The 24,604-nt window shown below is 44.1% G+C and carries 26 protein-coding genes; 25 read left to right on the top strand and 1 reads right to left on the bottom strand.

The genetic code is table 11. From position 1 onward, the window contains the following. Position 1 precedes the first annotated feature (1 nt). From NYE20_RS12500 to ypjB, 14 genes are all read left to right on the top strand, one after another. Entirely contained in the window at positions 2-649 is a 648-nt protein-coding gene (locus tag NYE20_RS12500) for a phosphoribosylanthranilate isomerase (RefSeq protein WP_128737987.1), read from the top strand. Continuing rightward, positions 630-1,832: a tryptophan synthase subunit beta gene (gene trpB / locus NYE20_RS12495; protein WP_339183118.1), complete on the top strand. Its 1,203-nt coding sequence runs from the start codon at positions 630-632 to the stop codon at positions 1,830-1,832. Before NYE20_RS12500 ends, trpB begins: the two co-directional genes overlap by 20 nt. Further along, the gene (gene trpA, locus NYE20_RS12490) at positions 1,825-2,628 is read left to right on the top strand and encodes a tryptophan synthase subunit alpha (protein ID WP_032726040.1); all 804 of its coding nucleotides are present in this window, start codon (positions 1,825-1,827) and stop codon (positions 2,626-2,628) included. The genes trpB and trpA overlap by 8 nt, the downstream gene beginning before the upstream one ends. A 10-nt stretch (positions 2,629-2,638) precedes the next feature. Beyond that, positions 2,639-3,721, top strand: a complete 1,083-nt coding sequence (gene hisC, locus NYE20_RS12485) for a histidinol-phosphate transaminase (RefSeq protein WP_049141280.1) — start codon at positions 2,639-2,641, stop codon at positions 3,719-3,721. Between the two features lie 48 nt (positions 3,722-3,769). Beyond that, on the top strand, positions 3,770-4,885 hold the full coding sequence (locus NYE20_RS12480; protein WP_014480118.1) for a prephenate dehydrogenase: 1,116 nt from the start codon (positions 3,770-3,772) through the stop codon (positions 4,883-4,885). Positions 4,886-4,895: 10 nt separating this feature from the next. Continuing rightward, positions 4,896-6,182: a 3-phosphoshikimate 1-carboxyvinyltransferase gene (aroA, locus tag NYE20_RS12475; RefSeq protein ID WP_031315588.1), complete on the top strand. Its 1,287-nt coding sequence runs from the start codon at positions 4,896-4,898 to the stop codon at positions 6,180-6,182. Positions 6,183-6,516: 334 nt separating this feature from the next. Beyond that, positions 6,517-7,788: a tetratricopeptide repeat protein gene (locus tag NYE20_RS12470; protein ID WP_032726037.1), complete on the top strand. Its 1,272-nt coding sequence runs from the start codon at positions 6,517-6,519 to the stop codon at positions 7,786-7,788. 71 nt (positions 7,789-7,859) lie between these two features. Further along, positions 7,860-8,399: a ReoY family proteolytic degradation factor gene (locus NYE20_RS12465; protein ID WP_004399171.1), complete on the top strand. Its 540-nt coding sequence runs from the start codon at positions 7,860-7,862 to the stop codon at positions 8,397-8,399. A 54-nt stretch (positions 8,400-8,453) separates the two neighbouring features. Then, complete coding sequence (locus tag NYE20_RS12460; RefSeq protein ID WP_014480115.1) at positions 8,454-8,900, top strand: YpiF family protein; 447 nt, start codon at positions 8,454-8,456, stop codon at positions 8,898-8,900. 142 nt (positions 8,901-9,042) lie between these two features. Then, positions 9,043-9,546, top strand: a complete 504-nt coding sequence (locus NYE20_RS12455; RefSeq protein WP_003230627.1) for a ubiquinol-cytochrome c reductase iron-sulfur subunit — start codon at positions 9,043-9,045, stop codon at positions 9,544-9,546. 1 nt (position 9,547) lies between these two features. After that, the gene (gene qcrB / locus NYE20_RS12450) at positions 9,548-10,222 is read left to right on the top strand and encodes a menaquinol-cytochrome c reductase cytochrome b subunit (protein WP_003225560.1); all 675 of its coding nucleotides are present in this window, start codon (positions 9,548-9,550) and stop codon (positions 10,220-10,222) included. A gap of 34 nt (positions 10,223-10,256) precedes the next feature. Further along, positions 10,257-11,024, top strand: coding sequence for a menaquinol-cytochrome c reductase cytochrome b/c subunit (locus NYE20_RS12445; protein WP_003225562.1), 768 nt, complete (start codon positions 10,257-10,259; stop codon positions 11,022-11,024). 110 nt (positions 11,025-11,134) lie between these two features. Beyond that, a complete protein-coding gene (locus NYE20_RS12440; RefSeq protein ID WP_167568130.1) occupies positions 11,135-11,728 on the top strand; it encodes a DUF1405 domain-containing protein in 594 nt (197 codons plus the stop codon). 68 nt (positions 11,729-11,796) lie between these two features. After that, positions 11,797-12,591: a sporulation protein YpjB gene (ypjB, locus tag NYE20_RS12435; protein WP_161621650.1), complete on the top strand. Its 795-nt coding sequence runs from the start codon at positions 11,797-11,799 to the stop codon at positions 12,589-12,591. 41 nt (positions 12,592-12,632) lie between these two features. Here the strand turns inward: ypjB and NYE20_RS12430 are convergent, their stop codons facing one another. Continuing rightward, positions 12,633-13,505 (bottom strand): YitT family protein, encoded by an 873-nt coding sequence (locus tag NYE20_RS12430; protein WP_003230635.1) that lies wholly within the window; start codon positions 13,503-13,505, stop codon positions 12,633-12,635. 139 nt (positions 13,506-13,644) lie between these two features. Here NYE20_RS12430 and NYE20_RS12425 point away from each other — a divergent pair, with 139 nt between their 5' ends. From NYE20_RS12425 to dinG, 11 genes are all read left to right on the top strand, one after another. Beyond that, a complete protein-coding gene (locus NYE20_RS12425; protein WP_004398044.1) occupies positions 13,645-13,980 on the top strand; it encodes a nucleotide pyrophosphohydrolase in 336 nt (111 codons plus the stop codon). A gap of 11 nt (positions 13,981-13,991) precedes the next feature. Further along, positions 13,992-14,795 carry a 4-hydroxy-tetrahydrodipicolinate reductase gene (gene dapB / locus NYE20_RS12420; protein ID WP_003230638.1) on the top strand — a complete coding sequence of 268 codons (804 nt, stop codon included), beginning with the start codon at positions 13,992-13,994 and terminating at the stop codon, positions 14,793-14,795. Between the two features lie 15 nt (positions 14,796-14,810). Beyond that, positions 14,811-15,224 carry a methylglyoxal synthase gene (gene mgsA / locus NYE20_RS12415; RefSeq protein ID WP_014477171.1) on the top strand — a complete coding sequence of 138 codons (414 nt, stop codon included), beginning with the start codon at positions 14,811-14,813 and terminating at the stop codon, positions 15,222-15,224. Then, positions 15,217-15,927 carry a bacillithiol biosynthesis deacetylase BshB1 gene (gene bshB1 / locus NYE20_RS12410; RefSeq protein WP_015383958.1) on the top strand — a complete coding sequence of 237 codons (711 nt, stop codon included), beginning with the start codon at positions 15,217-15,219 and terminating at the stop codon, positions 15,925-15,927. The genes mgsA and bshB1 overlap by 8 nt, the downstream gene beginning before the upstream one ends. Continuing rightward, a complete protein-coding gene (gene bshA / locus NYE20_RS12405; protein ID WP_077671386.1) occupies positions 15,924-17,057 on the top strand; it encodes an N-acetyl-alpha-D-glucosaminyl L-malate synthase BshA in 1,134 nt (377 codons plus the stop codon). The genes bshB1 and bshA overlap by 4 nt, the downstream gene beginning before the upstream one ends. 4 nt (positions 17,058-17,061) lie before the next feature. After that, positions 17,062-18,255, top strand: a complete 1,194-nt coding sequence (locus NYE20_RS12400) for a CCA tRNA nucleotidyltransferase (RefSeq protein WP_038828590.1) — start codon at positions 17,062-17,064, stop codon at positions 18,253-18,255. Then, positions 18,240-19,217 (top strand): bifunctional biotin--[acetyl-CoA-carboxylase] synthetase/biotin operon repressor, encoded by a 978-nt coding sequence (locus tag NYE20_RS12395; protein WP_003230650.1) that lies wholly within the window; start codon positions 18,240-18,242, stop codon positions 19,215-19,217. Before NYE20_RS12400 ends, NYE20_RS12395 begins: the two co-directional genes overlap by 16 nt. A 245-nt stretch (positions 19,218-19,462) precedes the next feature. Then, a complete protein-coding gene (panB, locus tag NYE20_RS12390) occupies positions 19,463-20,296 on the top strand; it encodes a 3-methyl-2-oxobutanoate hydroxymethyltransferase (protein WP_003230652.1) in 834 nt (277 codons plus the stop codon). A gap of 1 nt (position 20,297) precedes the next feature. After that, on the top strand, positions 20,298-21,158 hold the full coding sequence (gene panC, locus NYE20_RS12385) for a pantoate--beta-alanine ligase (protein ID WP_024571841.1): 861 nt from the start codon (positions 20,298-20,300) through the stop codon (positions 21,156-21,158). A gap of 1 nt (position 21,159) precedes the next feature. After that, positions 21,160-21,543, top strand: a complete 384-nt coding sequence (gene panD, locus NYE20_RS12380) for an aspartate 1-decarboxylase (RefSeq protein WP_003225586.1) — start codon at positions 21,160-21,162, stop codon at positions 21,541-21,543. Between the two features lie 125 nt (positions 21,544-21,668). Beyond that, entirely contained in the window at positions 21,669-24,464 is a 2,796-nt protein-coding gene (gene dinG, locus NYE20_RS12375; protein ID WP_049141287.1) for an ATP-dependent DNA helicase DinG, read from the top strand. Positions 24,465-24,604 lie beyond the last annotated feature (140 nt).

The following is a 24,604-nucleotide window of genomic DNA, read 5'->3' as shown; positions in this document are numbered from 1 at the left end:
TTTGAAGAAACCGGCATTAAAATATTGCGGTATTCGGTCACTAAAGGATTTGCAGCTTGCGGCGGAATCACAGGCTGATTACCTAGGATTTATTTTTGCTGAAAGCAAACGAAAAGTATCTCCGCAAGATGTAAAAAAATGGCTGAACCAAGTTCGTGTCGAAAAACAGGTTGCAGGTGTTTTTGTTAATGAATCAATAGAGACGATGTCACGTATTGCCAAGAGCTTGAAGCTCGACGTCATTCAGCTTCACGGTGATGAAAAACCGGCGGATGCTGATGCTCTTCGCAAGCTGACAGGCTGTGAAATATGGAAGGCGCTTCACCATCAAGATAACACAACTCAAGAAATAGCCCGCTTTAAAGATAATGTTGACGGCTTTGTGATTGATTCATCTGTAAAAGGGTCTAGAGGCGGAACTGGTGTTGCATTTTCTTGGGAATGTGTGCCGGAATATCAGCATGCGGCTATTGGTAAACGCTGCTTTATCGCTGGCGGCGTGAATCCGGATAGCATCACAGGCCTATTGAAATGGCAGCCAGAAGGAATTGACCTTGCCAGCGGAATTGAAAAAAACGGACAAAAAGATCAGAATCTGATGAGGCTTTTAGAAGAAAGGATGAACCGATATGTATCCATATCCGAATGAAATAGGCAGATACGGTGATTTTGGCGGAAAGTTTGTTCCGGAAACACTCATGCAGCCGTTAGATGAAATAGAAACAGCATTTAAGCAAATCAAGGATGATCCTGTTTTTCGTGAAGAATATTATAAGCTGTTAAAGGACTATTCCGGACGGCCGACTGCATTAACATACGCTGATCGAGTCACTGAATACTTAGGCGGCGCGAAAATCTATTTGAAACGAGAAGATTTAAACCATACAGGTTCTCATAAAATCAATAATGCGCTAGGTCAAGCGCTGCTTGCTAAAAAAATGGGCAAAACGAAAATCATTGCTGAAACCGGTGCTGGCCAGCATGGCGTTGCCGCTGCAACAGTTGCAGCCAAATTCGGCTTTTCCTGTACTGTGTTTATGGGTGAAGAGGATGTTGCCCGCCAGTCTCTGAACGTTTTCCGCATGAAGCTTCTTGGAGCGGAGGTAGTGCCTGTAACAAGCGGAAACGGAACATTGAAGGATGCCACAAATGAGGCGATCCGGTACTGGGTTCAGCATTGTGAGGATCACTTTTATATGATTGGATCAGTTGTCGGCCCGCATCCTTATCCGCAAGTGGTCCGTGAATTTCAAAAAATGATCGGAGAGGAAGCGAAGGACCAGTTGAAACGTATTGAAGGCACTCTGCCTGATAAAGTAGTGGCATGTGTAGGCGGAGGAAGCAATGCGATAGGTATGTTTCAGGCATTTTTAAATGAAGATGTTGAACTGATCGGCGCTGAAGCAGCAGGAAAAGGAATTGATACGCCTCTTCATGCCGCCACTATTTCGAAAGGAACCGTAGGGGTTATTCACGGTTCATTGACTTATCTCATTCAGGATGAATTCGGGCAAATTATTGAGCCCTACTCTATTTCAGCCGGTCTCGACTATCCTGGAATCGGTCCGGAGCACGCACACTTGCATAAGAGCGGCCGTGTCACTTATGACAGTATCACTGATGAAGAAGCGGTGGATGCATTAAAGCTTTTGTCAGAAAAAGAGGGGATTTTGCCGGCAATCGAATCTGCCCATGCGTTAGCGAAAGCATTCAAACTCGCCAAAGGAATGGATCGCGGTCAACTCATTCTCGTCTGTTTATCAGGACGGGGAGACAAGGATGTCAACACATTAATGATGGTATTGGAAGAAGAGGTGAAAGCCCATGTTTAAATTGGATCTTCAACCATCAGAAAAATTGTTTATCCCGTTTATTACGGCGGGCGATCCAGTTCCTGAGGTTTCGATTGAACTGGCGAAGTCGCTTCAAAAAGCAGGCGCCACTGCATTGGAGCTTGGTGTTGCATACTCTGACCCGCTTGCAGACGGTCCGGTGATCCAGCGGGCTTCAAAGCGGGCACTTGATCAAGGAATGAATATCGTAAAGGCAATCGAATTAGGCGGAGAAATGAAAAAAAACGGAGTGAATATTCCGATTATCCTCTTTACGTATTATAATCCTGTGTTACAATTGAACAAAGAATACTTTTTCGCTTTACTGCGGGAAAATCATATTGACGGTCTGCTTGTTCCGGATCTGCCACTAGAAGAAAGCGCCAGCCTTCAAGAGGAATGTAAAAGCCATGAGGTGACGTATATTTCTTTGGTTGCGCCGACAAGCGAAAGCCGTTTGAAAACCATTATTGAACAAGCCGAGGGCTTCGTCTACTGTGTGTCTTCTCTGGGTGTGACCGGTGTCCGCAATGAGTTCAATTCATCCGTGTACCCGTTCATTCGGACAGTGAAGAATCTCAGCACTGTTCCGGTCGCTGTAGGGTTCGGTATATCAAACCGTGAACAGGTCATAAAGATGAATGAAATTAGTGACGGTGTCGTAGTGGGAAGCGCGCTCGTCAGAAAAATAGAAGAATTAAAGGACCGGCTCATCAGCGCTGAAACGAGAAATCAGGCGCTGCAGGAGTTTGAGGATTATGCAATGGCGTTTGGCGGCTTGTACAGTTTAAAATGAGGTGACTGATTTGCGTATCAAAGAACATTTAAAACAGCTGAAGCCTTATCAGCCTGGAAAGCCGATTGAAGCAGTGAAATCAGAATATGGCTTGGATAAAGTTGTGAAGCTTGCTTCAAACGAGAATCCTTACGGCTGTTCAGAGGCTGCAAAAGAGGCGCTTCATCATGAGATTCAACAGCTAGCCCTTTACCCGGACGGGTATAGCGCCGCTTTGCGGACAAGGCTCAGTAAGCACCTCGATGTCAGCGAAACATCACTTATTTTCGGCAACGGTTCCGATGAAATCATTCAGATCATCTGCCGGGCATTTCTAAACAATAAAACCAATACGATCACTGCTGCCCCGACTTTTCCGCAATATAAACATAATGCGGTTATTGAAGGTGCTGAAGTACGTGAAATTGCACTTCGTCCCGACGGCTCACATGATTTAGACGCCATGTTAGAAGCCATCGACGAACAGACACAAGTCGTTTGGATATGCAGCCCGAATAATCCGACTGGCACTTATACATCTGAAGGAGAATTACTCACATTTCTGGAGCACGTTCCTTCTCGTGTCCTTGTCGTTCTTGACGAAGCATATTATGAATATGTAACAGCAGAGGATTACCCGGAAACCGTGCCGCTCTTAAGCAAGTATTCCAATTTGATGATTTTGCGCACATTTTCAAAGGCATACGGTCTGGCAGCGCTCAGAGTCGGATACGGAATTGCTGACGAGAACCTGATTCGCCAGATAGAGCCGGCGAGAGAGCCGTTTAATACGAGCCGTCTGGGCCAGGCTGCGGCGATTGCCGCACTTGATGATCAAGCGTTTATTGCTTCCTGTGTCGAGCAAAATAATGCAGGCCTTCAGCAGTATTATGATTTTGCGAAAACTCATGGTTTAAAGTGCTACCCTTCACAGACAAATTTTGTGTTAATTGACTTTAAACGTCCTGCTGATGAACTGTTTCAGGCTCTGCTGGAAAAAGGCTATATCGTCCGGTCAGGAAATGCATTAGGTTTCCCGACATCACTCCGGATTACGATCGGAACAAAAGAGCAAAATGAAGAAATACTTGCCATTTTAGCTGAAATTTTATAAGAGGTGATCAAATATCACCTCTTTAGTCTATAAACCAGGTGATGACGTATGAATCAAATGAAAGATACAATATTGCTCGCCGGTCTCGGATTGATAGGCGGTTCGATTGCCCTAGCCATCAAAAAAAATCATCCCGGCAAACGGATTATCGGAATCGACATCTCTGATGAACAGGCGGTAGCGGCATTAAAATTAGGCGTGATAGACGATCGTGCTGATTCGTTTATTAGCGGTGCGAAAGAGGCAGCTACAGTAATCATTGCGACACCTGTTGAACAAACACTGGTTATGCTTGAAGAGCTGGCTCATTCAGGAATTGAACATGAGCTTTTGATTACGGATGTAGGAAGCACAAAGCAAAAAGTGGTTGATTACGCTGATCAAGTGCTGCCTAGCCGCTATCAATTTGTCGGAGGACATCCGATGGCGGGTTCACATAAATCAGGAGTGGCCGCTGCGAAGGAGTTCCTGTTTGAAAATGCATTTTATATTTTAACGCCAGGCCAGAAAACGGACAAACAAGCTGTGGAACAGTTAAAAAACCTGCTGAAGGGAACGAATGCCCATTTTGTGGAAATGTCGCCGGAGGAGCATGATGGCGTTACAAGTGTAATCAGTCATTTTCCGCATATTGTAGCAGCCAGTCTTGTTCACCAAACCCATCATTCGGAAAACCTGTATCCGCTTGTTAAGCGTTTTGCTGCCGGCGGGTTCAGAGATATTACAAGGATTGCATCAAGCAGCCCTGCAATGTGGCGGGATATTTTATTACATAATAAAGATAAAATCTTAGACCGTTTTGATGAGTGGATTCGTGAAATTGACAAGATCCGTACATATGTAGAACAAGAAGATGCGGAAAATCTATTTCGTTATTTTAAAACAGCCAAGGATTATCGCGACGGGCTGCCGCTTCGGCAGAAGGGAGCGATACCTGCATTTTATGATTTATATGTGGATGTACCCGATCATCCGGGTGTAATATCCGAGATAACAGCTATCTTAGCTGCGGAGCGCATCAGTATCACGAATATCCGCATTATCGAAACACGAGAGGATATTAACGGGATTTTAAGGATCAGTTTTCAGTCTGATGACGACCGCAAAAGGGCAGAACAATGCATTGAAGCCCGGGCGGAATATGAAACTTTTTATGCTGATTGAGGTGGAAAAAATGAAACGAGAAAAAGTGCAGACCTTACATGGAGAAATACATATTCCCGGTGATAAATCCATTTCTCACCGCTCTGTTATGTTTGGCGCGCTAGCGGCAGGCACAACAACAGTTAAAAACTTTCTGCCGGGAGCAGATTGTCTGAGCACGATCGATTGCTTTAGAAAAATGGGTGTTCACATTGAGCAAAGCAGCAGCGATGTCGTGATTCACGGAAAAGGAATCGATGCCCTGAAAGAGCCAGAAAGCCTTTTAGATGTCGGAAATTCAGGTACAACCATTCGCCTGATGCTCGGAATATTGGCGGGCCGTCCTTTTTACAGCGCGGTAGCCGGAGATGAGAGCATTGCGAAGCGCCCAATGAAGCGTGTGACTGAGCCTTTGAAAAAAATGGGGGCTAAAATCGACGGCAGAGCCGGAGGAGAGTTTACACCGCTGTCAGTGAGCGGCGCTTCATTAAAAGGAATTGATTATGTATCACCTGTTGCAAGCGCGCAAATTAAATCTGCTGTTTTGCTGGCCGGATTACAGGCTGAGGGCACAACAACTGTCACAGAGCCCCATAAATCTCGGGACCACACTGAGCGGATGCTTTCTGCTTTTGGCGTTAAGCTTTCTGAAGATCAAACGAGTGTTTCCATTGCTGGTGGCCAGAAACTGACAGCTGCTGATATTTTTGTTCCTGGAGACATTTCTTCAGCCGCGTTTTTCCTTGCTGCTGGCGCGATGGTTCCAAACAGCAGAATTGTATTGAAAAACGTAGGTTTAAATCCGACTCGGACAGGTATTATTGACGTCCTTCAAAACATGGGGGCAAAACTTGAAATCAAACCATCTGCTGATAGCGGTGCAGAGCCTTATGGAGATTTGATTATAGAAACGTCATCTCTAAAAGCAGTTGAAATCGGAGGAGATATCATTCCGCGTTTAATTGATGAGATCCCTATCATCGCGCTTCTTGCGACTCAGGCGGAAGGAACTACCGTTATTAAGGACGCGGCAGAGCTAAAAGTGAAAGAAACAAACCGTATTGATACTGTTGTTTCTGAGCTTCGCAAGCTGGGTGCTGAAATTGAACCGACAGCAGATGGAATGAAGGTTTATGGTAAACAAACGTTGAAAGGCGGCGCGGCAGTGTCCAGCCACGGAGATCATCGAATCGGAATGATGCTTGGTATTGCTTCCTGTATAACGGAGGAGCCGATTGAAATCGAGCACACGGATGCCATTCACGTTTCTTATCCAACCTTCTTCGAGCATTTAAATAAGCTTTCGAAAAAATCCTGAAGTTTTACTTCAGGATTTTTTATGCAGATCATAATTCGAGGCGAAAAAACATAGCTTGTCTTATAGAGGGGATAGAAAAACAAAAAGGGGGGATGTGCTTTACTTACAAGCCGGCAGGTCAAAGAGCTGCTTTACTGTACAGAGGGCGATCTTCCTTTTTTCATTTTCTATCTCAAGATCTTTTGGTAAACTAATAAGACTCAATAATTCCCTTCCGTACAGAAGCATCTTATTTGCCGGGGGCATTCGTCTGAATTATGATAAGATTAACCCGAACAAATAAAGCTTTTTTGTATGGTTGATGTTGTATAGGAAAAGAAAGGACCGGTCCGATTTGAATACATTGATTCAAGAAGCCATAAAATTAGTTGAAGCAGGTGAAACAGAAAAAGGCCTCAACACGCTCTCGAAGGCTGAAAAACAGCTGCATGATGAAGATAAAGCCATTGCAGCCCAGCTTTATTACGAGTGGGGCGATGTAGAAAAAGCAATTTCACTGATTAGTGATCTGCATGATTTATATCCAAATGAAACAGAACTGACGAATTTCTACGCTGAACTTTTAATAGATATTGACGAAGAAGAAAAAGCCCTCGCTGTGCTGGAGACTATTCCGGAAACAGATCCATCATATCCAGAAAGTTTGCTGCTTATGGCGGATCTTTATCAGATGCAGGGGTTATTCGAAGTCAGTGAACAAAAGCTTTTACAAGCAAAGTCCATTCTGGACAATGAACCTGTTATTGATTTTGCACTGGGAGAACTTTACTTTGCTCAGGGAGCCTATGCAAAAGCGGTTCAATATTTTAAAACAACGGCTGAGGAGCAGGGGGAGATCGGAGGCGTTAATGTCCATCAAAGACTGGCAGAATCGTTAAGTGCCTCAGGTGAATTTGAGGATGCCATTCCATGGTACGAGAAAGCTGTCGATGAGAATCCTGATCCTAATACGATTTTCGGCTATGGTTTTACAGCCTTACAGGCGGGGCTTGTGAAAACAGCTATTAAGCAGCTGTCTGATTTAAAGGAGCTTGATCCATCTTATACTTCACTTTATATGCCGCTCTCGAAAAGCTATGAAGCTGAAGGAATGTATGAAGAGGCATTAAAAACGGCAAAAGAGGGTATCAGATATGATGAATATAACAAAGAACTTTTCCTTTATGCCGCCAAAATGGCCTTAAAAATCGGGAAGTCAGAAGAGGGGAAAAAGCTGCTTCAGGAGGCGCTTGCGCTTGATCCGGGCTTTGTCGAGGCGCTTCATACACTTCTTGCCGTGTATCACAAAGAAGAGGATTATGATCAGATCATTGATCTTATTCAAGAGGTTCGAAGCTACGGTGAAGAAGATCCGAAATACAATTGGTATCTTGCAAGCGCATATACTGAATTAGAGCAATACGAGGAAGCAAAACAATCCTTTGAGGCTGCCTATCTTCATTACCGGGAGGATAGAGATTTCTTATATGAATACGCAAGCTTCCTATTAGAAGAAGGCCTTCAAAAAGAAGCGTTGCCGCTTTTGAAAAAGGTTCTTGAAATGGACGGAGCCAATGAAGAGCTGGAAGAAACGATTTTGCGAATCGAGGATGAATTTTCTAGATAAGCAGGAATATTAACCATTCATGTGGAACATATAAGTATATAGATTATACGAACGATAGAGGAGGGAATTACATGCAGACCCCTGTTTCTGTCAATGAGAAAAAAGATTTTATCCGTTGGTTTTTAAACCATTATCAGTTAAAGCGCCGAGAGTGCGTTTGGATCTTGAACTACTTAATGAGCCATGATTCTCTCATGGAGAAGGTTCATTTTGTGGAGCAGGCTGAATTTTGCCCGAGAGGCATTATAATGTCAACACATTGTGTTGAAGAAGTTCCGTTCCGGTTCTATAAAGAGAATGTCATGACTACCGACGCGGAAAAATCTTTTCATGATATTAGATTAAATAAACAGCAGGATTTGTTTATCCAGCTTAATTTCCGTTCGGCTTACAGCTCACCTGAATATGCGGCGGTGCTGGAGTCCAACCCGCATATTCCGAAAAACCTTTTTGAGAATAAAAAAGATCAGGGATTGGCGGAACAGATTTTAGAGCACGCTATTTCCACATTCCAAAGAGAAAAATTATTAAAAGACATTGACGACGCGTTAGATCGTCATGATAAAGAGGCATTTGAACAATTATCGCGCCAATTAAATCAGCTCACATAATATGACCAGCCTTGCAGTGAATTGCAAGGCTTGTTGCCGTAAAGGGGGAGAACGATGAGGTGGAGAATCACTGATGCCAAGGACTATTTACAAGCTAAGGATTACATTGATACCGCTGTCATACCATTAATTAACATAAGGGTTAATAACCATTTTAAAATGGCGGCGGAGAAAGGCGAGTTTACGCAGCTTCTCTCAGAAGAACTTGAAAGGCAGTTAAAGGGACGGGTATATTTACTTCCGCCTTATACATATGTTGATAGAAATGAAATAACCGTTCAAGGGCTTAAGGATTTGCGGGAAGAGCTGATAACGGAATTTCCGCATGTTGTCCTGCTCACATCTGACGAAAGTTGGAGAGCTGAGGATGCGTTAGGCAAAATGATTGTTACACCGTCTGTTCCATTAGAGCATTTAAATGACTCTTTAAAAAGAAAAATATTGGATGAACGCACTGCTGAAATTTTGAACGTTTTGTTACAGTTATGGAGCACTTCATAAAAACACTTACATTTCCTTATGAACAATATTTTGGCTATATTGACCTTGCTGAGAGATTCATATATTATGAGGGTGTCTAGAGTTATTGCAATATTTTCTATTTTAGTCAGTTTGCAGGGGTGACCTAGAGGGGGGAGAAGAGATGGGCGGAAAACATGATATATCCAGACGTCAATTTTTGAATTACACGCTCACAGGCGTAGGAGGTTTTATGGCGGCTAGTATGCTCATGCCTATGGTTCGCTTCGCACTCGACCCGGTATTAAAATCGACAGGGAAGCAGGATATGGTTCAGGTTGTCAGCGTTGATGAGTTGACAAAAGAGCCGCAGCGCTTTGATTTTAAAATTAATCAAGTCGATGCCTGGTATGAGTCAGAAGAGTCAAGATCAGCCTGGGTCTTCAAAAACGGGGATGAAATTGTAGCACTTTCGCCAATTTGTAAACATTTAGGGTGTACGGTGAACTGGAATAGTGATCCTAAAAACCCGAATAAATTCTTTTGTCCATGCCATTACGGACTCTATGAAAAGGACGGCACCAATGTCCCTGGCACGCCGCCGCTTGCGCCTCTTGATCATTATGAGCAAGAAGTAAAAGACGGCTTCCTGTATCTTGGAAAAGCAAAGCCTAAGGGGGAAGGGTGACATGCTGAACAAAATTTATGACTGGGTAGACGAGCGGCTTGATATTACACCGATGTGGAGGGATATTGCCGATCACGAAGTACCGGAACATGTGAATCCCGCCCATCATTTCTCTGCGTTTGTGTATTGCTTTGGGGGACTGACGTTTTTTGTAACCGTTATCCAAGTATTATCTGGAATGTTTTTAACGATGTATTATGTGCCTGATATCAAAAATGCCTGGGAATCGGTATATTATTTGCAAAATGAAGTGGCATTCGGCCAGATTGTCAGGGGGATGCACCACTGGGGTGCGAGCCTGGTCATTGTGATGATGTTTTTACATACGCTGAGGGTCTTTTTCCAAGGCGCGTATAAAAAACCGCGCGAGCTGAACTGGATTGTCGGTGTGCTGATCTTTTTTGTTATGCTCGGTCTTGGCTTTACAGGCTACTTGCTTCCTTGGGATATGAAGGCTCTGTTTGCAACAAAAGTCGGGCTGCAGATCGCCGAAGCCACGCCTTTGATCGGAACGCAAGTTAAAACGCTCCTTGCAGGGCATCCGGATATTGTAGGCGCCCAAACGCTGACTAGGTTTTTTGCGATCCATGTATTTTTTCTTCCTGCCGCATTGTTCGGGCTGATGGCTGCACATTTTATTATGATCCGGAAGCAGGGCATTTCAGGACCGCTTTAAACTCTTGATCTGCGAATAAAAGGGAGGGGATGACATGCACCGGGGCAAAGGGATGAAATTTGTAGGCGACTCAAGGATACCGGCTGAAAAAAAGCCGAATATACCGAAGGATTATTCGGAGTATCCCGGTAAAACAGAGGCTTTCTGGCCAAATTTCTTGTTAAAGGAATGGATGGTTGGAGCTGTCTTTCTCATCGGTTTTCTCGTTTTGACAATTGTGCATCAGCCGCCTTTAGAGCGGATGGCGGACCCGACTGATACTGGTTATATTCCGCTGCCGGATTGGTATTTTCTTTTCTTATACCAGCTGTTGAAGTATGAATACGCCGCCGGAAGCTTTACAGTGGTCGGCGCCATGATTATGCCAGGTCTCGCTTTTGGGGCCCTGCTTTTGGCTCCATTCCTAGACAGAGGGACAGAAAGAAGGCCGTGGAAGCGTCCGGTCGCTGTCGGTATGATGCTTCTGGCCATTTCCGCTGCTGTATTTTTGACGTGGCAGTCAGTTGCTACTCATGACTGGGCCAAGGCAGAAGAACAGGGGAAAATCACAAAAGAAGCCGACATTGACACCAATGCAGAAGGATATAAGGTTTTTAAGGAACAGGGCTGTATTTCTTGCCATGGGGATAACCTTCAGGGAGGAGCGGCCGGGCCTTCATTGGTTGACAGCGGGCTGAAACCGGATGAAATCAAAAAAATAGCTGTAGAAGGGAAAGGCAAAATGCCGGCGGGTGTGTTCAAAGGAAATGATAAGCAGCTCGAAGAACTTGCAAAATTTATTTCTGAAACAACCGCAAAATAACGTATTGTGAATTGTCAAATGGAAGGATATACTTTTATTATCAAAAGCTGACCCGGCGTCAGCTTTTTTATATGGACATATTATTTTTACAGACTGAGAGTTGATTCGATGTGAAATGGTTTCAATATGTATTAGGGCAGCGGCCGATGCTTATTCTTGTCTTAGCCATTAATTTTCTGGGAACGGTTTACGGCTACTATTGGTACTTGCCGCAGCTTTTGGAGACACCGGCCCGTTTCCTGATTTTTGTTCCGGACAGTCCGACAGCAACGTTTTTCTTTCTGTTTGTGCTGCTTGCCTTTCTCATGAAACGGAATGCTCCGCTTTTAGAGGCGCTTGCGCTAGTTACCCTCGTAAAGTATGGCCTATGGGCGGTGGCTATGAATTTTCTTGTGCTTGCAGTAACTGGTGACTTGCCGTGGGAGGGCTACATGCTAATTGCTTCGCATTTTGCAATGGCTGTTCAAGGCGTATTATACAGTCCGTATTTTCGTTTTTCATTTTGGCATCTTGCAATTGCTGCAGTCTGGACACTGCATAACGATGTCATTGACTACTTGTTTGATATGATGCCGCGGTATTCAATGCTTTCTGATTATATGACTGAAATAGGATACGGAACATTTTGGCTAAGCATCTTCTCAATCGCGCTTGCTTACTTTCTTGTGGTCTCAAAAAAGCAAACGAAGCTTGAGCTGATGTAAAGACAATGTTGGTCTATCCTTGTCCCTTTCTTCATATTCTGTAAGGAGAGAGAGTGGGAGGGACCTGCATGAAACGAAAGCTGACGATCTGTTTGTTGATTGCACTTATTTTTTATAATGGAAATGCCAAGGCTGCAGAGCGGGGAAGCCTCGAGGAATTGAATGATTTATCCGATACAGTCTTTCAAATGACCCGACAGGCGAAATATGAAGAGGCGCTTCAAGTCTTGGAGTATTTTGAAAAAACATTAAAATCCGCTGAGAAAAAACAGCAAGACCCCATGCTAACGGGATCCCAAATCCGTCAAATCACATTGGGCTATAATGATATGGTTCGGAGTTTAAAGCAAGCTGATACATCAGACACACAAAAACTCAGAGCAGCCGCGCAGTTCAGGATGCTGATGGATGCGGTTGACAATCGGTCTGACCCGCTTTGGGGCTCACTGGAAAAACCGATTATGGAAGCTTTTACTGAACTGAAGCGAGATGTCCAAAAGAATGGAAGCACAAGCTTTCATGAAAAATGGAATGAATTTATCAGTTTATATGACTTGATTTACCCCAGTCTTACAATCGATGTATCAGAGGATCAGCTTGAAACAGTCGGAAAACATATAGATGTTATTGAGCAAGAGGAATTTCAGCAAATGACAGAGAGCACGAAGCTTGAACGGCTTTCCCTTCTTCAGCATGACCTGAAAAATGTGTTTGACAGGGTGGAGGAGGATGATGCCGATCCGTCTTTACTCTGGGTGATGATTACAACCGGCAGTATCATCATTACTGCTCTTACCTATGTCGGTTACAGAAAGTACAAGGCGGAAAAAAACAAGCTGAAAAAAAGGGACTACCCTAAATAAGGATGAGGGGCGGCGGTCAGCCGCCTTTTTTCTATTACATGTCAGCGCGGAAGCGGATTTTTATTTTCATCAAGCGTAAATCCTTCTCCGAGCACATCGTGAACATCGCTTACCGCTACAAAGGCATGGGGATCAATGGAGTTAATCACGCTTTTCAGCATCACCAATTCGTTTTTCGGCACCACACAATAAAGTACATCTATATCCTCTTTTGTGTAGGAACCTTGTCCTTTCAAAATGGTGACGCCCCGTTCCATTTCTTCAAGAATCTTTTTCTGAATCAGGTCGTTTTTCGAAGAGATGATCGTAGCGCCTTTAGCAGCGTATCCGCCTTCCTGAATAAAATCGATTAATCTTGCCGCTACAAATACAGCTACCAGCGTATACATCGCTTCTTTATAGGAGAGATAAGTAAGCAAAGACAAAATGATGACGCAGGCATCGAAAGCAAACATCGTTCTGCCCATCGGGATCCCAAAATACTTATTCACTAAACGTGCGATGATATCAACACCGCCTGTCGTTCCGCCGAACTTAAAAATTATACCCAGTCCGGCTCCGATGAATACGCCGGCAAATAAAGCGGCGAGCGCTAAGTCGTGCTGAAGGGGCATATGGATTTCATATCGCTGAAAGATGCTGAGGAACAAAGACAAGGCTACAGTGCCGACAAGGGTATAAACAAACATTGTCCTGCCAAGTAAACGCCAGCCAATAAAAAAAATCGGAATGTTCAACACCAGGTTCGAGATAGAGGGGCTGATGTGGAAAAGGGCATAAAGCAAAAGTGTAATACCTGTAAAACCGCCCTCAGCCAGATTGTTCTGCATATTGAAATGAACCAAGCCAAATGAAAAAATTGCCGCTCCGATTAAAATGAAAAATATGTTTTTTAATCTAATTTCTCCAAGCATCACACAAAACCCCTTTTCCTTCCATTAGATAGCGTTTATATTATAGTGGATGAAAAAGAAAACAGCAAACGTGCTTAAACATTTGTCAAACGTATCTGAATTAGCTAACATGTAAGAGGATGATAGGAGGTTTCGTTCAGTGAGTGATAAAACAATGAAAGACATACAGGCTGAAGTAGACCGTTACATCGGCCAATTTAAAGAAGGATATTTCAGCCCGCTGGCCATGATGGCGAGGCTGACTGAAGAACTGGGCGAGCTTGCCAGAGAAGTGAATCACCGTTATGGAGAAAAACCAAAAAAAGCGACTGAAGATGATAAAAGCATGGAAGAGGAAATGGGCGATGTGCTATTTGTATTGGTTTGTTTAGCCAACTCCCTTGATATCTCTTTAGAGGAAGCCCACGACCGAGTCATGCATAAATTTAATACAAGAGATAAAGATCGCTGGACCAGAAAAGAAGAAGGAAAGTAGAGGAGATCGAGATGTCAAACGAAACAATTAAAGTAGTCATTGCGGGACCGCGTGGAAGAATGGGGCAGGAAGCTGTTAAATTGGCAGAACGAACACCTCATTTTGACCTTGTCGGGGCCATAGACCATACATACGATCAGCAAAAATTATCTGATGTGATGCCTGTTGAGTCAGATGCTTTCATTTATACAGATATCCATGCCTGTTTTACAGAAACACAACCGGATGTCTTGATTGATTTAACAACGCCCGAAATCGGAAAAGTACATACAAAAATTGCATTAGAGCACGGAGTCCGTCCAGTTGTCGGAACAACCGGTTTCTCAGAAGCTGATTTAAAAGAGCTCACGTCTTTAACAGAAGAAAAAGGGATCGGAGCCATCATTGCGCCAAATTTTGCGCTCGGTGCGATACTGATGATGAAATTTTCAAAAATGGCTGCCAACTATTTTGAGGATGTTGAGATTATTGAGCTTCATCATGACCAGAAGCTTGACGCACCAAGCGGAACTGCGCTTAAAACAGCGGAAATGATTTCAGAAGTCCGTAAAGAAAAGCAGCAAGGACATCCGGATGAAAAAGAAATTCTCCCAGGAGCAAGAGGAGCGGAGCAAAACGGCATTCGCTTGCACAGCGTCCGTCTTCCGGGACTGATCGCGCATCAGGAGGTCATGTTCGGCATGGATGGCCAAACGCTTCAGATACGCCATGATTCTTATAACCGGGCTTCTTTCATGTCAGGCGTTAAACTGTCAGTCGAACAAGTCATGAAGATTGATCAGCTTGTGTACGGTTTAGAAAATATCATTGATTAGACGGGGGGATAAACAATGAAAATTGCTTTGATCGCGCATGACAAGAAAAAACAGGATATGGTTCAATTTACGACTGCCTATCGGGATATTTTAAAGAATCATGATCTATACGCAACCGGAACCACAGGGTTGAAAATTCAAGAGGCGACAGGTCTTCAAATTGAACGTTTTCAATCCGGCCCTTTAGGGGGAGACCAGCAAATCGGTGCACTGATCGCTGCCAATGCACTCGATCTTGTCATTTTTTTGCGCGACCCGCTGACCGCGCAGCCGCATGAACCGGATGTCTCGGCATTAATCCGGTTATGTGATGTGTATTCCATTCCGCTCGCCACAAATATGGGTACTGCGGAAATTCTCGTCCGCACACTTGATGAAGGTGTTTTCGAATTCCGTGACCTTCTTCGGGGAGAAGAGCCGAATGTATAATGCTGACGTTCTTGCTTTTGGCGCCCACAGTGATGATGTCGAGATCGGAATGGGCGGCACAATAGCGAAGTTTGTCAAACAGGAAAAAAAAGTAATGATATGCGATTTGACAGAAGCGGAACTCTCTTCTAACGGTACGGTCAGTTTGCGTAAAGAAGAAGCAGCTGAAGCAGCCCGCATATTAGGCGCAGATAAAAGAATTCAGCTAACGCTTCCAGACCGCGGCCTAATAATGAGTGATCAGGCAATTCGGTCGATTGTCACTGTCATCAGAACCTGTCGGCCAAAAGCGGTTTTTATGCCGTATAAAAAGGATCGCCATCCGGATCACGGCAATGCGGCTGCACTGGTGGAAGAAGCGATCTTTTCCGCCGGAATCCATAAATATAAAGACGAAAAAAGCCTTCCGGCGCATAAAGTCAGCAAGGTTTACTATTATATGATAAATGGTTTTCATCAGCCGGATTTTGTTATTGATATCTCGGATACAATAGAGGCAAAGAAACAAAGCCTCAACGCCTACAAAAGCCAGTTTATCCCGTCAAAGGATTCCGTTTCTACTCCTCTGACGAATGGGTATATTGAAATCGTTGAAGCGAGAGAAAAGCTTTACGGTAAAGAAGCGGGCGTGGAGTATGCCGAAGGTTTCTTTTCAAAACGGATGCTGATGCTTGATCATGATGTGCTTGGGGGCGAACAATGAGAAAACTAAAAATAGGAATCACATGCTATCCGAGCGTTGGAGGCTCAGGTATCATTGCGACAGAACTGGGGAAGCAGCTTGCTGAAAAGGGACATGAAATCCATTTCATCACATCAAGCATTCCGTTTAGACTGAATACATATCATCCCAATATTCATTTTCATGAAGTTGAGGTTAATCAATATGCTGTTTTTAAGTATCCTCCGTATGATTTGACATTGGCAAGCAAAATCGCAGAGGTGGCGGAACGGGAGAATTTAGACATTATCCATGCTCACTATGCTCTCCCGCATGCCGTTTGCGCCTATCTTGCAAAACAAATGCTGAAACGCAATATCGGCATTGTTACAACTTTGCATGGCACGGATATCACGGTGTTAGGTTATGATCCGTCTCTAAAAGATCTGATCCGTTTTGCTATTGAGTCATCAGACAGGGTGACTGCCGTCTCCTCAGCGCTTGCGGCTGAAACATACGATTTAATTAAACCGGAGAAAAAAATTGAAACGATTTATAACTTTATAGACGAGCGTGTGTATCTGAAGAAAAACACAGCGGCAATTAAAGAGAAACATGGAATTTTACCAGATGAAAAAGTCGTCATCCATGTGTCCAACTTCAGAAAAGTTAAACGCGTGCAGGATGTCATCCGTGTGTTCCGCAATATCGCTGGCAAAACGAAAGCGAAGCTGCTTTTAGTCGGAGACGGTCCGGAGAAATCGACAGCCTGCGAGCTTATCAGAAAATATGGCTTGGAAGACCAAGTCTTAATGCTTGGAAATCAAGACCGTGTTGAAGAGCTTTATTCTATTAGCGATTTGAAGCTGCTGCTATCTGAAAAAGAAAGCTTTGGCCTTGTCCTGCTTGAAGCGATGGCTTGCGGAGTGCCTTGTATCGGAACAAACATTGGCGGTATCCCTGAGGTTATTAAAAACAATGTGAGCGGATTTTTGGTGGATGTCGGTGATGTTACGGCCGCAACAGCCCGCGCGATGAGCATTTTAGAAGATGAACAGCTAAGCAATCGTTTTACAAAGGCGGCAATAGAGATGCTTAAAAATGAATTTTCTTCCAAAAAAATTGTCAGCCAGTATGAACAGATTTATGCCGATTTAGCAGAACCGGAGTGATCACATGGAAAAAGTTTTTATCAAAGCACTTCCCGTGCTCCGCATCTTAATCGAAGCGGGCCATCAGGCTTATTTTGTCGGGGGCGCAGTTCGTGACAGCTATATGAAACGAACGATCGGAGATGTCGATATCGCGACAGATGCGGCACCTGATCAAGTAGAACGGCTGTTTCAGCGAACTGTTGATGTAGGCAAAGAGCACGGGACCATTATTGTGCTCTGGGAGGATGAAACCTATGAAGTCACGACATTCCGAACTGAATCTGATTATGTTGATTTCAGAAGACCGTCAGAAGTGCAATTTATCTCATCATTAGAAGAGGATCTAAAACGAAGAGATTTAACGATCAATGCGATGGCCATGACAGCGGACGGGAAGGTGCTTGATTATTTTGGCGGCAAGAAAGATATTGATCAGAAAGTGATTCGAACCGTTGGAAAGCCTGAGGATAGATTTCAAGAGGATGCGCTTCGTATGCTGAGAGCCGTACGCTTTATGAGTCAGCTTGGCTTTACGCTTTCACCGGAAACAGAAGAAGCCATTGCGAAAGAAAAATCACTCCTCTCCCATGTTTCAGTCGAACGAAAAACTATAGAGTTCGAGAAATTGCTGAAGGGAAGAGCTTCTCGCCAGGCGCTTCAAACGCTCATTCAAACGAGATTGTATGAAGAGCTTCCTGGTTTTTATCATAAACGAGAAAACCTGATTTCAACGAGTGAGTTTCCATTCTTCTCTTTAACATCCCGTGAGGAGCTTTGGGCTGCTCTTTTAATTAACCTTGGCATAGTTTTAAAAGACGCGCCCCTTTTCCTGAAAGCCTGGAAGCTCCCGGGAAAAGTGATCAAGGAAGCCATTCACATTGTCGATACGTTTGGCCAGAGCCTTGACGCAATGACAATGTACAGAGCTGGGGAAAAAGCACTGCTCTCAGCGGCCAAAATATCGCAGCTTCGTCAAAACGAAAAACTGGATGAAAAGAAACTGAAGGACATTCAGTACACTTATCAAAACCTGCCGATCAAAAGCCTTAAGGATCTTGATATCACGGGTAAGGACTTGCTTGCGCTTCGAAACCAGCCGGCCGGAAAATGGGTGTCGGAAGAATTACAGCGGATCGAGCAGGCTGTTGTGACAGGGAAGCTCTCCAATCAAAAGAAACACATAGAGGAGTGGCTGAAGACATGCGGTCAACATTAAGAAAAGACCTTATTGAATTATTTTCTCAGGCCGGCAATGAATTTATTTCCGGCCAAAAAATCAGTGATGCTCTCGGCTGTTCAAGAACTGCTGTGTGGAAGCATATTGAAGAGCTTCGGAAAGAGGGTTATGAAGTAGAAGCCGTTAGAAGAAAGGGATATCGGCTCATCAAAAAGCCCGGAAAACTCAGTGAAAGCGAAATTCGTTTTGGATTAAAAACGGAAGTGATGGGCCAGCATCTTATTTACCATGACGTTCTTTCAAGCACGCAAAAAACGGCTCATGAGCTCGCGAATAATAACGCACCGGAAGGCACCCTCGTGGTGGCTGACAAACAAACAGCCGGAAGGGGCCGAATGTCTAGGGTATGGCATTCTCAAGAAGGAAACGGTGTTTGGATGAGCCTGATTTTGCGGCCTGACATTCCGCTCCAAAAAACACCGCAGCTGACTCTTCTTGCTGCAGTAGCTGTTGTGCAGGGAATAGAAGAGGCAGCAGGCATCCAAACGGATATTAAATGGCCAAATGATATTTTGATTAACGGAAAAAAAACAGTCGGTATTCTAACGGAAATGCAGGCTGAAGAAGACCGCGTACGTTCAGTGATCATTGGGATCGGCATTAACGTTAACCAGCAGCCTAATGATTTTCCAGATGAATTGAAGGACATCGCGACAAGCCTCAGCCAAGCTGCTGGGGAAAAAATTGATCGGGCCGGCGTCATCCAGCATATTTTACTATGCTTTGAGAAACGGTACCGGGATTATATGACGCACGGATTTACGCCGATTAAGCTTTTATGGGAAAGCTATGCGCTCGGTATTGGCACTAATATGAGAGCCAGAACGTTAAACGGAACCTTTTACGGGAAGGCGTTAGGTATAGATGATGAAGGCGTTCTGCTTTTAGAAACGAACGAAGGCATTAAAAAAATCTATTCTGCCGATATCGAATTGGGCTAATGTGTTGGTACAAGCCCGTTGATTTTGGTATACTTCCATTGGGCAGTATCGCCTGCGAACTGCACCTATTATTAAAATAGATAGACATTGCAGCAGTCTGCCTTGATCCAAAAAAGGACTGGGACAGAGGGATGAAACTCGCCGAACTTTAGAAAGTGAAGAATCCTTCTCGTTGTAACGGAAGGTTTTTTGGCTTGCAGAAGAAAACGGCAGATCATCTCCTCTAAACATGAGGAGGAGAAAACATGAAAACAAAACTGGATTTTCTAAAAATGAAGGAGTCTGAAGAACCGATTGTCATGCTGACCGCTTATGATTATCCGGCAGCTAAACTTGCTGAACAAGCGGGAGTTGACATGATTTTAGTCGGTGATTCACTCGGAATGGTCGTCCTCGGCCTTGATTCAACTGTCGGTGTGACAGTTGCGGACATGATTCATCATACAAAAGCCGTTAAAAGGGGTGCGCCGAATACCTTTATTGTGACAGATATGCCGTTTATGTCTTATCACCTATCTAAGGAAGATACGCTGAAAAATGCAGCGGCTATCGTTCAGGAAAGCGGAGCTGACGCACTGAAGCTTGAGGGCGGAGAAGGCGTGTTTGAATCCATTCGCGCATTGACGCTTGGAGGCATTCCAGTAGTCAGTCACTTAGGTTTGACACCGCAGTCAGTCGGCGTACTGGGCGGCTATAAAGTACAGGGCAAAGACGAACAAAGCGCCAAAAAATTAATAGAAGACAGTATAAAATGCGAAGAAGCAGGAGCTATGATGCTTGTGCTGGAATGTGTGCCGGCAGAACTCACAGCCAAAATTGCCGAGACGCTAAGCATACCGGTCATTGGAATCGGTGCTGGTGTGAAAGCGGACGGACAAGTTCTCGTTTATCATGATATTATTGGCCACGGTGTTGAGAGAACACCTAAATTTGTAAAGCAATATACGCGCATTGATGAAACCATCGAAACAGCAATCAGCGGATATGTTCAGGATGTAAGACATCGTGCTTTCCCTGAACAAAAGCATTCCTTTCAAATGAACCAGACAGTGCTGGACGGCTTGTACGGGGGAAAATAAGATGAGACAGATTACTGATATTTCACAGTTGAAAGAAGCCATAAAACAATATCATTCAGAGGGCAAGTCAATCGGATTTGTCCCGACGATGGGGTTTCTGCATGAGGGCCATCTAACCTTAGCAGACAAAGCAAGACAAGAAAACGACGCCGTTATTATGAGTATTTTTGTGAATCCTGCACAATTCGGCCCTAATGAAGATTTTGAAGCATATCCGCGCGATATTGAGCGGGATGCAGCTCTTGCAGAAAACGCCGGAGTCGATATTTTATTTACGCCAGATGCTCATGATATGTATCCCGGTGAAAAGAATGTCACGATTCATGTAGAAAGACGCACAGACGTGTTATGCGGGCGCTCAAGAGAAGGACATTTTGACGGGGTCGCGATCGTACTGACGAAGCTTTTCAACCTAGTCAAGCCGACTCGTGCCTATTTCGGTTTAAAGGATGCGCAGCAGGTAGCTGTTGTTGATGGGTTAATCAGTGACTTCTTCATGGATATTGAATTGGTTCCTGTCGATACGGTCAGAGAGGAAGACGGCTTAGCTAAAAGCTCTCGCAATGTATACTTAACAGCTGAGGAAAGAAAAGAAGCGCCTAAGCTGTATCGGGCCCTTCAAACAAGTGCGGAGCTGATCCAAGCCGGTGAAAGAGATCCTGAAGCGGTGATAAAAGCTGCAAAAGAAATCATTGAAACGACTAGCGGAACCATAGACTATGTAGAGCTTTATTCCTATCCGGAACTCGAGCCTGTGAATGAAATTGCTGGAAAGATGATTCTCGCTGTTGCAGTTGCTTTTTCAAAAGCGCGTTTAATAGATAATATCATTATTGATATTCGAGAAATGGAGAGAATATAATATGTATCGAACAATGATGAGCGGCAAGCTTCACAGGGCAACTGTTACGGAAGCAAACCTGAACTATGTGGGAAGCATTACAATTGATGAAGATCTCATTGATGCTGTGGGAATGCTTCCTAATGAAAAAGTACAAATTGTGAATAATAATAATGGAGCACGTCTTGAAACGTATATTATTCCTGGTAAACGGGGAAGCGGCGTCATATGCTTAAACGGTGCAGCCGCACGCCTTGTGCAGGAAGGAGATAAGGTCATTATTATTTCCTACAAAATGATGTCTGATCAAGAAGCGGCAAGCCACGAGCCGAAAGTGGCTGTTCTGAATGATCAAAACAAAATTGAACAAATGCTGGGGAACGAACCAGCCCGTACAATTTTGTAGAAGAAAAGCCCCCTTTATCGGGGGTTTTCTTTTAAGATTTTGAGAGTAAAACGGTTTTGCCGCTCCATTTCCGTACAAAACGTGTTACACTTTTGTCGTATGCAAGAATTGAGGTGTCCATTTTAATGAATAAGCAACGGTTCGTTGTTATAGATGTAGAGACAACAGGGAATTCGCCGAAGAAAGGCGATAAAATCATACAAATCGCAGCGGTTGTAATCGAAAATGGACAAATTACTGAGCGGTTTTCAAAATACATTAATCCAAATAAATCAATCCCTGCTTTTATTGAGCAGCTTACTGGAATCTCTAATCAAATGGTCGAGAATGAACAGCCATTTGAAGCAGTTGCTGAAGAAGTATTCCAATTGCTTGACGGCGCTTATTTTGTCGCACACAATATCCATTTTGACCTTGGATTTGTCAAGTATGAGCTACATAAGGCGGGCTTTCAGCTCCCAGATTGTGAAGTGCTTGATACTGTCGAGCTCTCACGTATTGTTTTTCCGGGATTTGAAGGGTATAAGCTGACGGAATTAAGCGAGGAGCTTCAGCTGCGGCATGATCAGCCGCACCGGGCTGACAGCGATGCTGAAGTGACAGGGCTTATTTTTTTGGAAATCCTTGAAAAGCTGCGGCAGCTTCCTTATCCGACATTAAAGCAGTTAAGAAGGCTTTCGCAGCATTTCATCAGTGATCTGACGCATTTGTTGGATATGTTCATTAATGAAAACAGACATACCGAGATACCGGGCTATACGCGCTTTTCTTCGTTTTCTGTCAGAGAACCTGAAGCTATCGATGTTCGTATAAATGAGGACGAGAACTTCTCATTTGAGATCGAAAGCTGGGAAGCGGGAAATGAAAAAGCGCTGTCAGAGTTAATGCCTGGGTATGAAAAAAGAGACGGCCAAATGATGATGATGAGAGAGGTGGCTGATGCGTTTGCCAATCGTGAGCATGCGCTGATTGAAGCTCCTCCAGGCATCGGAAAAACGATTGGCTATCTTATTCCGGCTGCGCTTTTTGCCAAGAAATCAAAAAAGCCGGTCATAATCAGCACGTATTCGACGCTTTTACAGCAGCAGATTCTCACAAAGGATTTGCCGATTGTCCAAGATCTGTTTCCATTTCCGGTAACAGCGGCGATTTTAAAAGGGCAATCGCATTATTTATGCCTGTATAAATTTGAGCAGGTGCTTCATGAAGAAGATGATAATTATGATGCCGTACTGACAAAGGCACAGCTTCTCGTTTGGCTGACAGAGACAAATACAGGAGATGTAGCGGAACTGAATTTGCCTTCAGGCGGAAAATTGCTGTGGGACAGATTGGCTTATGACGATGACTCCTATAAAAGAAGTCGCAGTGAGCATGTGATCGGTTTTTACGAGCGGGCCAAACAGATTGCTTTGCGTTCCGATTTGGTGATCACCAATCATTCTCTTTTGCTGACCGATGAAGGCAGCCAGAAAAAAAGGCTTCCCGAAAGCGGCACATTTATTATTGATGAAGCACACCATTTTGAACGTGCGGCAAGCGAACATTTAGGGAAAAGAGCTACGTACATAGAATTGCATACGAAATTGAGCAGAATCGGCACTCTGAAGGAGCAGGGACTTCTAAAAAAGATGAGACAGCTATTCCAGCGAAACAGCCTGCCGGTTGATTCATTTTTCGAATTGGAAGAGTGGCTTCAGCATGTTCAAGCAGAAAGTGATGCTTTCTTCAGCTCTGTACATTCTTTTGTCAAACGAAGAAAACCTAAAGAAGACTTAAACCGTCTAGTGTTTAAGGTGAACAAAGAAAGCCAGGATAAAAGCTGGTCGATCTTAACAGATGGTGCGGAGAGGCTTTGTTCCATGCTGACACATTTGCAGCAGCTTTTTGAGGCGCAGTCATCCCTGATGGAAAAACATTTGAAGGGTATGAAGAGCAAAACCGTCTTTTTAGCCGATGAATACCAAAGAAGCATGAAAGGCTTGCAGCATTACTGTCAGACGTTGCAGAAGCTCTTCTTTGGGTCTGATGACGATGAAGCGGTTTGGATTGAAATAGATGCAAAGGGTGCGAAAAATGCAGTGGCCATTTACGCACAGCCTCTTGAACCTGGTGAACTTCTGGCTGATCAGTTTTTCGCGCGCAAAAATAGTGTGGTGCTGACATCTGCAACCCTTACAGTCGAAGGTTCTTTTCAATTTATGATTGAACGACTGGGACTGAGTGACTTTTTCCCGCGGACAATGAGAATTGAGTCACCTTTTTCTTACGATGAGCGTATGCAGGTGATGATTCCAAAGGAAATGAAATCAATTCAGGATACAGGACAACCTGAATTTATACAGGATACAGCCCGTTATATCGAACTGATGGCAAAGGAAAAACAGCCTAAAATTCTTGTGCTGTTTACATCCCATGATATGTTGAAAAAGGTTCACCAGGAGCTCAAGCATAACATGAGTGCTTCCGGCATTCAGCTCTTGGCACAAGGGATTACAGGCGGAAGTCCCGGCAAACTGATGAAGACTTTTAAAACATCCAATCAGGCGATCCTGCTCGGAACAAATCATTTTTGGGAAGGCGTTGATTTCCCTGGTGATGAGCTGACGACAGTAATGATCGTGAGGCTCCCATTTCGGTCCCCTGATCACCCGCTTCATGCTGCAAAATGTGAGTTTGCCCGCAAAAAAGGAAAGAATCCGTTTCAAACAGTGTCATTACCGGAAGCTGTGCTGACCTTCAGGCAAGGAATCGGACGCTTGCTGCGTTCTGCGGGAGACAAGGGAACGATTATGATATTGGACAGACGGATTAAAACCGCTGGTTACGGCCGGCTGTTTCTTGATGCCTTGCCGACAACCTCAGTATCCGAAATGACTGACAGCGAGCTTGAAGCTTATGTTGCAGGGGAAAAAGAATAAAAGCCGCATAAAGCGGCTTTTGCGGTGTGGGAGTAGGATGGTGTTTTATTTAAAAGCGGATTTCCCGCTCTGTGATACTAGTATGGCGTGTCCTGAAATGGAGTATGACTAACAATATTTGTTCAAACTGGAGGATGAAA

Source organism: Bacillus sp. FSL R5-0416, assembly GCF_037975425.1.
Classification (GTDB): domain Bacteria; phylum Bacillota; class Bacilli; order Bacillales; family Bacillaceae; genus Bacillus; species Bacillus subtilis.
This window is presented reverse-complemented; position numbering and strand designations above follow the sequence as displayed.

Coding starts and splice junctions, on each gene's coding strand:
- trpB (WP_339183118.1), top strand. CDS start 630: ATGTATCCATATCCGAATGAAATAGGCAGATACGGTGATTTTGGCGGA.
- trpA (WP_032726040.1), top strand. CDS start 1,825: ATGTTTAAATTGGATCTTCAACCATCAGAAAAATTGTTTATCCCGTTT.
- NYE20_RS12480 (WP_014480118.1), top strand. CDS start 3,770: ATGAATCAAATGAAAGATACAATATTGCTCGCCGGTCTCGGATTGATA.
- aroA (WP_031315588.1), top strand. CDS start 4,896: ATGAAACGAGAAAAAGTGCAGACCTTACATGGAGAAATACATATTCCC.
- NYE20_RS12465 (WP_004399171.1), top strand. CDS start 7,860: ATGCAGACCCCTGTTTCTGTCAATGAGAAAAAAGATTTTATCCGTTGG.
- NYE20_RS12460 (WP_014480115.1), top strand. CDS start 8,454: ATGAGGTGGAGAATCACTGATGCCAAGGACTATTTACAAGCTAAGGAT.
- NYE20_RS12455 (WP_003230627.1), top strand. CDS start 9,043: ATGGGCGGAAAACATGATATATCCAGACGTCAATTTTTGAATTACACG.
- qcrB (WP_003225560.1), top strand. CDS start 9,548: ATGCTGAACAAAATTTATGACTGGGTAGACGAGCGGCTTGATATTACA.
- NYE20_RS12445 (WP_003225562.1), top strand. CDS start 10,257: ATGCACCGGGGCAAAGGGATGAAATTTGTAGGCGACTCAAGGATACCG.
- ypjB (WP_161621650.1), top strand. CDS start 11,797: ATGAAACGAAAGCTGACGATCTGTTTGTTGATTGCACTTATTTTTTAT.
- NYE20_RS12430 (WP_003230635.1), bottom strand. CDS start 13,505: ATGCTTGGAGAAATTAGATTAAAAAACATATTTTTCATTTTAATCGGA.
- dapB (WP_003230638.1), top strand. CDS start 13,992: ATGTCAAACGAAACAATTAAAGTAGTCATTGCGGGACCGCGTGGAAGA.
- mgsA (WP_014477171.1), top strand. CDS start 14,811: ATGAAAATTGCTTTGATCGCGCATGACAAGAAAAAACAGGATATGGTT.
- bshB1 (WP_015383958.1), top strand. CDS start 15,217: ATGTATAATGCTGACGTTCTTGCTTTTGGCGCCCACAGTGATGATGTC.
- bshA (WP_077671386.1), top strand. CDS start 15,924: ATGAGAAAACTAAAAATAGGAATCACATGCTATCCGAGCGTTGGAGGC.
- NYE20_RS12400 (WP_038828590.1), top strand. CDS start 17,062: ATGGAAAAAGTTTTTATCAAAGCACTTCCCGTGCTCCGCATCTTAATC.
- NYE20_RS12395 (WP_003230650.1), top strand. CDS start 18,240: ATGCGGTCAACATTAAGAAAAGACCTTATTGAATTATTTTCTCAGGCC.
- panB (WP_003230652.1), top strand. CDS start 19,463: ATGAAAACAAAACTGGATTTTCTAAAAATGAAGGAGTCTGAAGAACCG.
- panC (WP_024571841.1), top strand. CDS start 20,298: ATGAGACAGATTACTGATATTTCACAGTTGAAAGAAGCCATAAAACAA.
- panD (WP_003225586.1), top strand. CDS start 21,160: ATGTATCGAACAATGATGAGCGGCAAGCTTCACAGGGCAACTGTTACG.
- dinG (WP_049141287.1), top strand. CDS start 21,669: ATGAATAAGCAACGGTTCGTTGTTATAGATGTAGAGACAACAGGGAAT.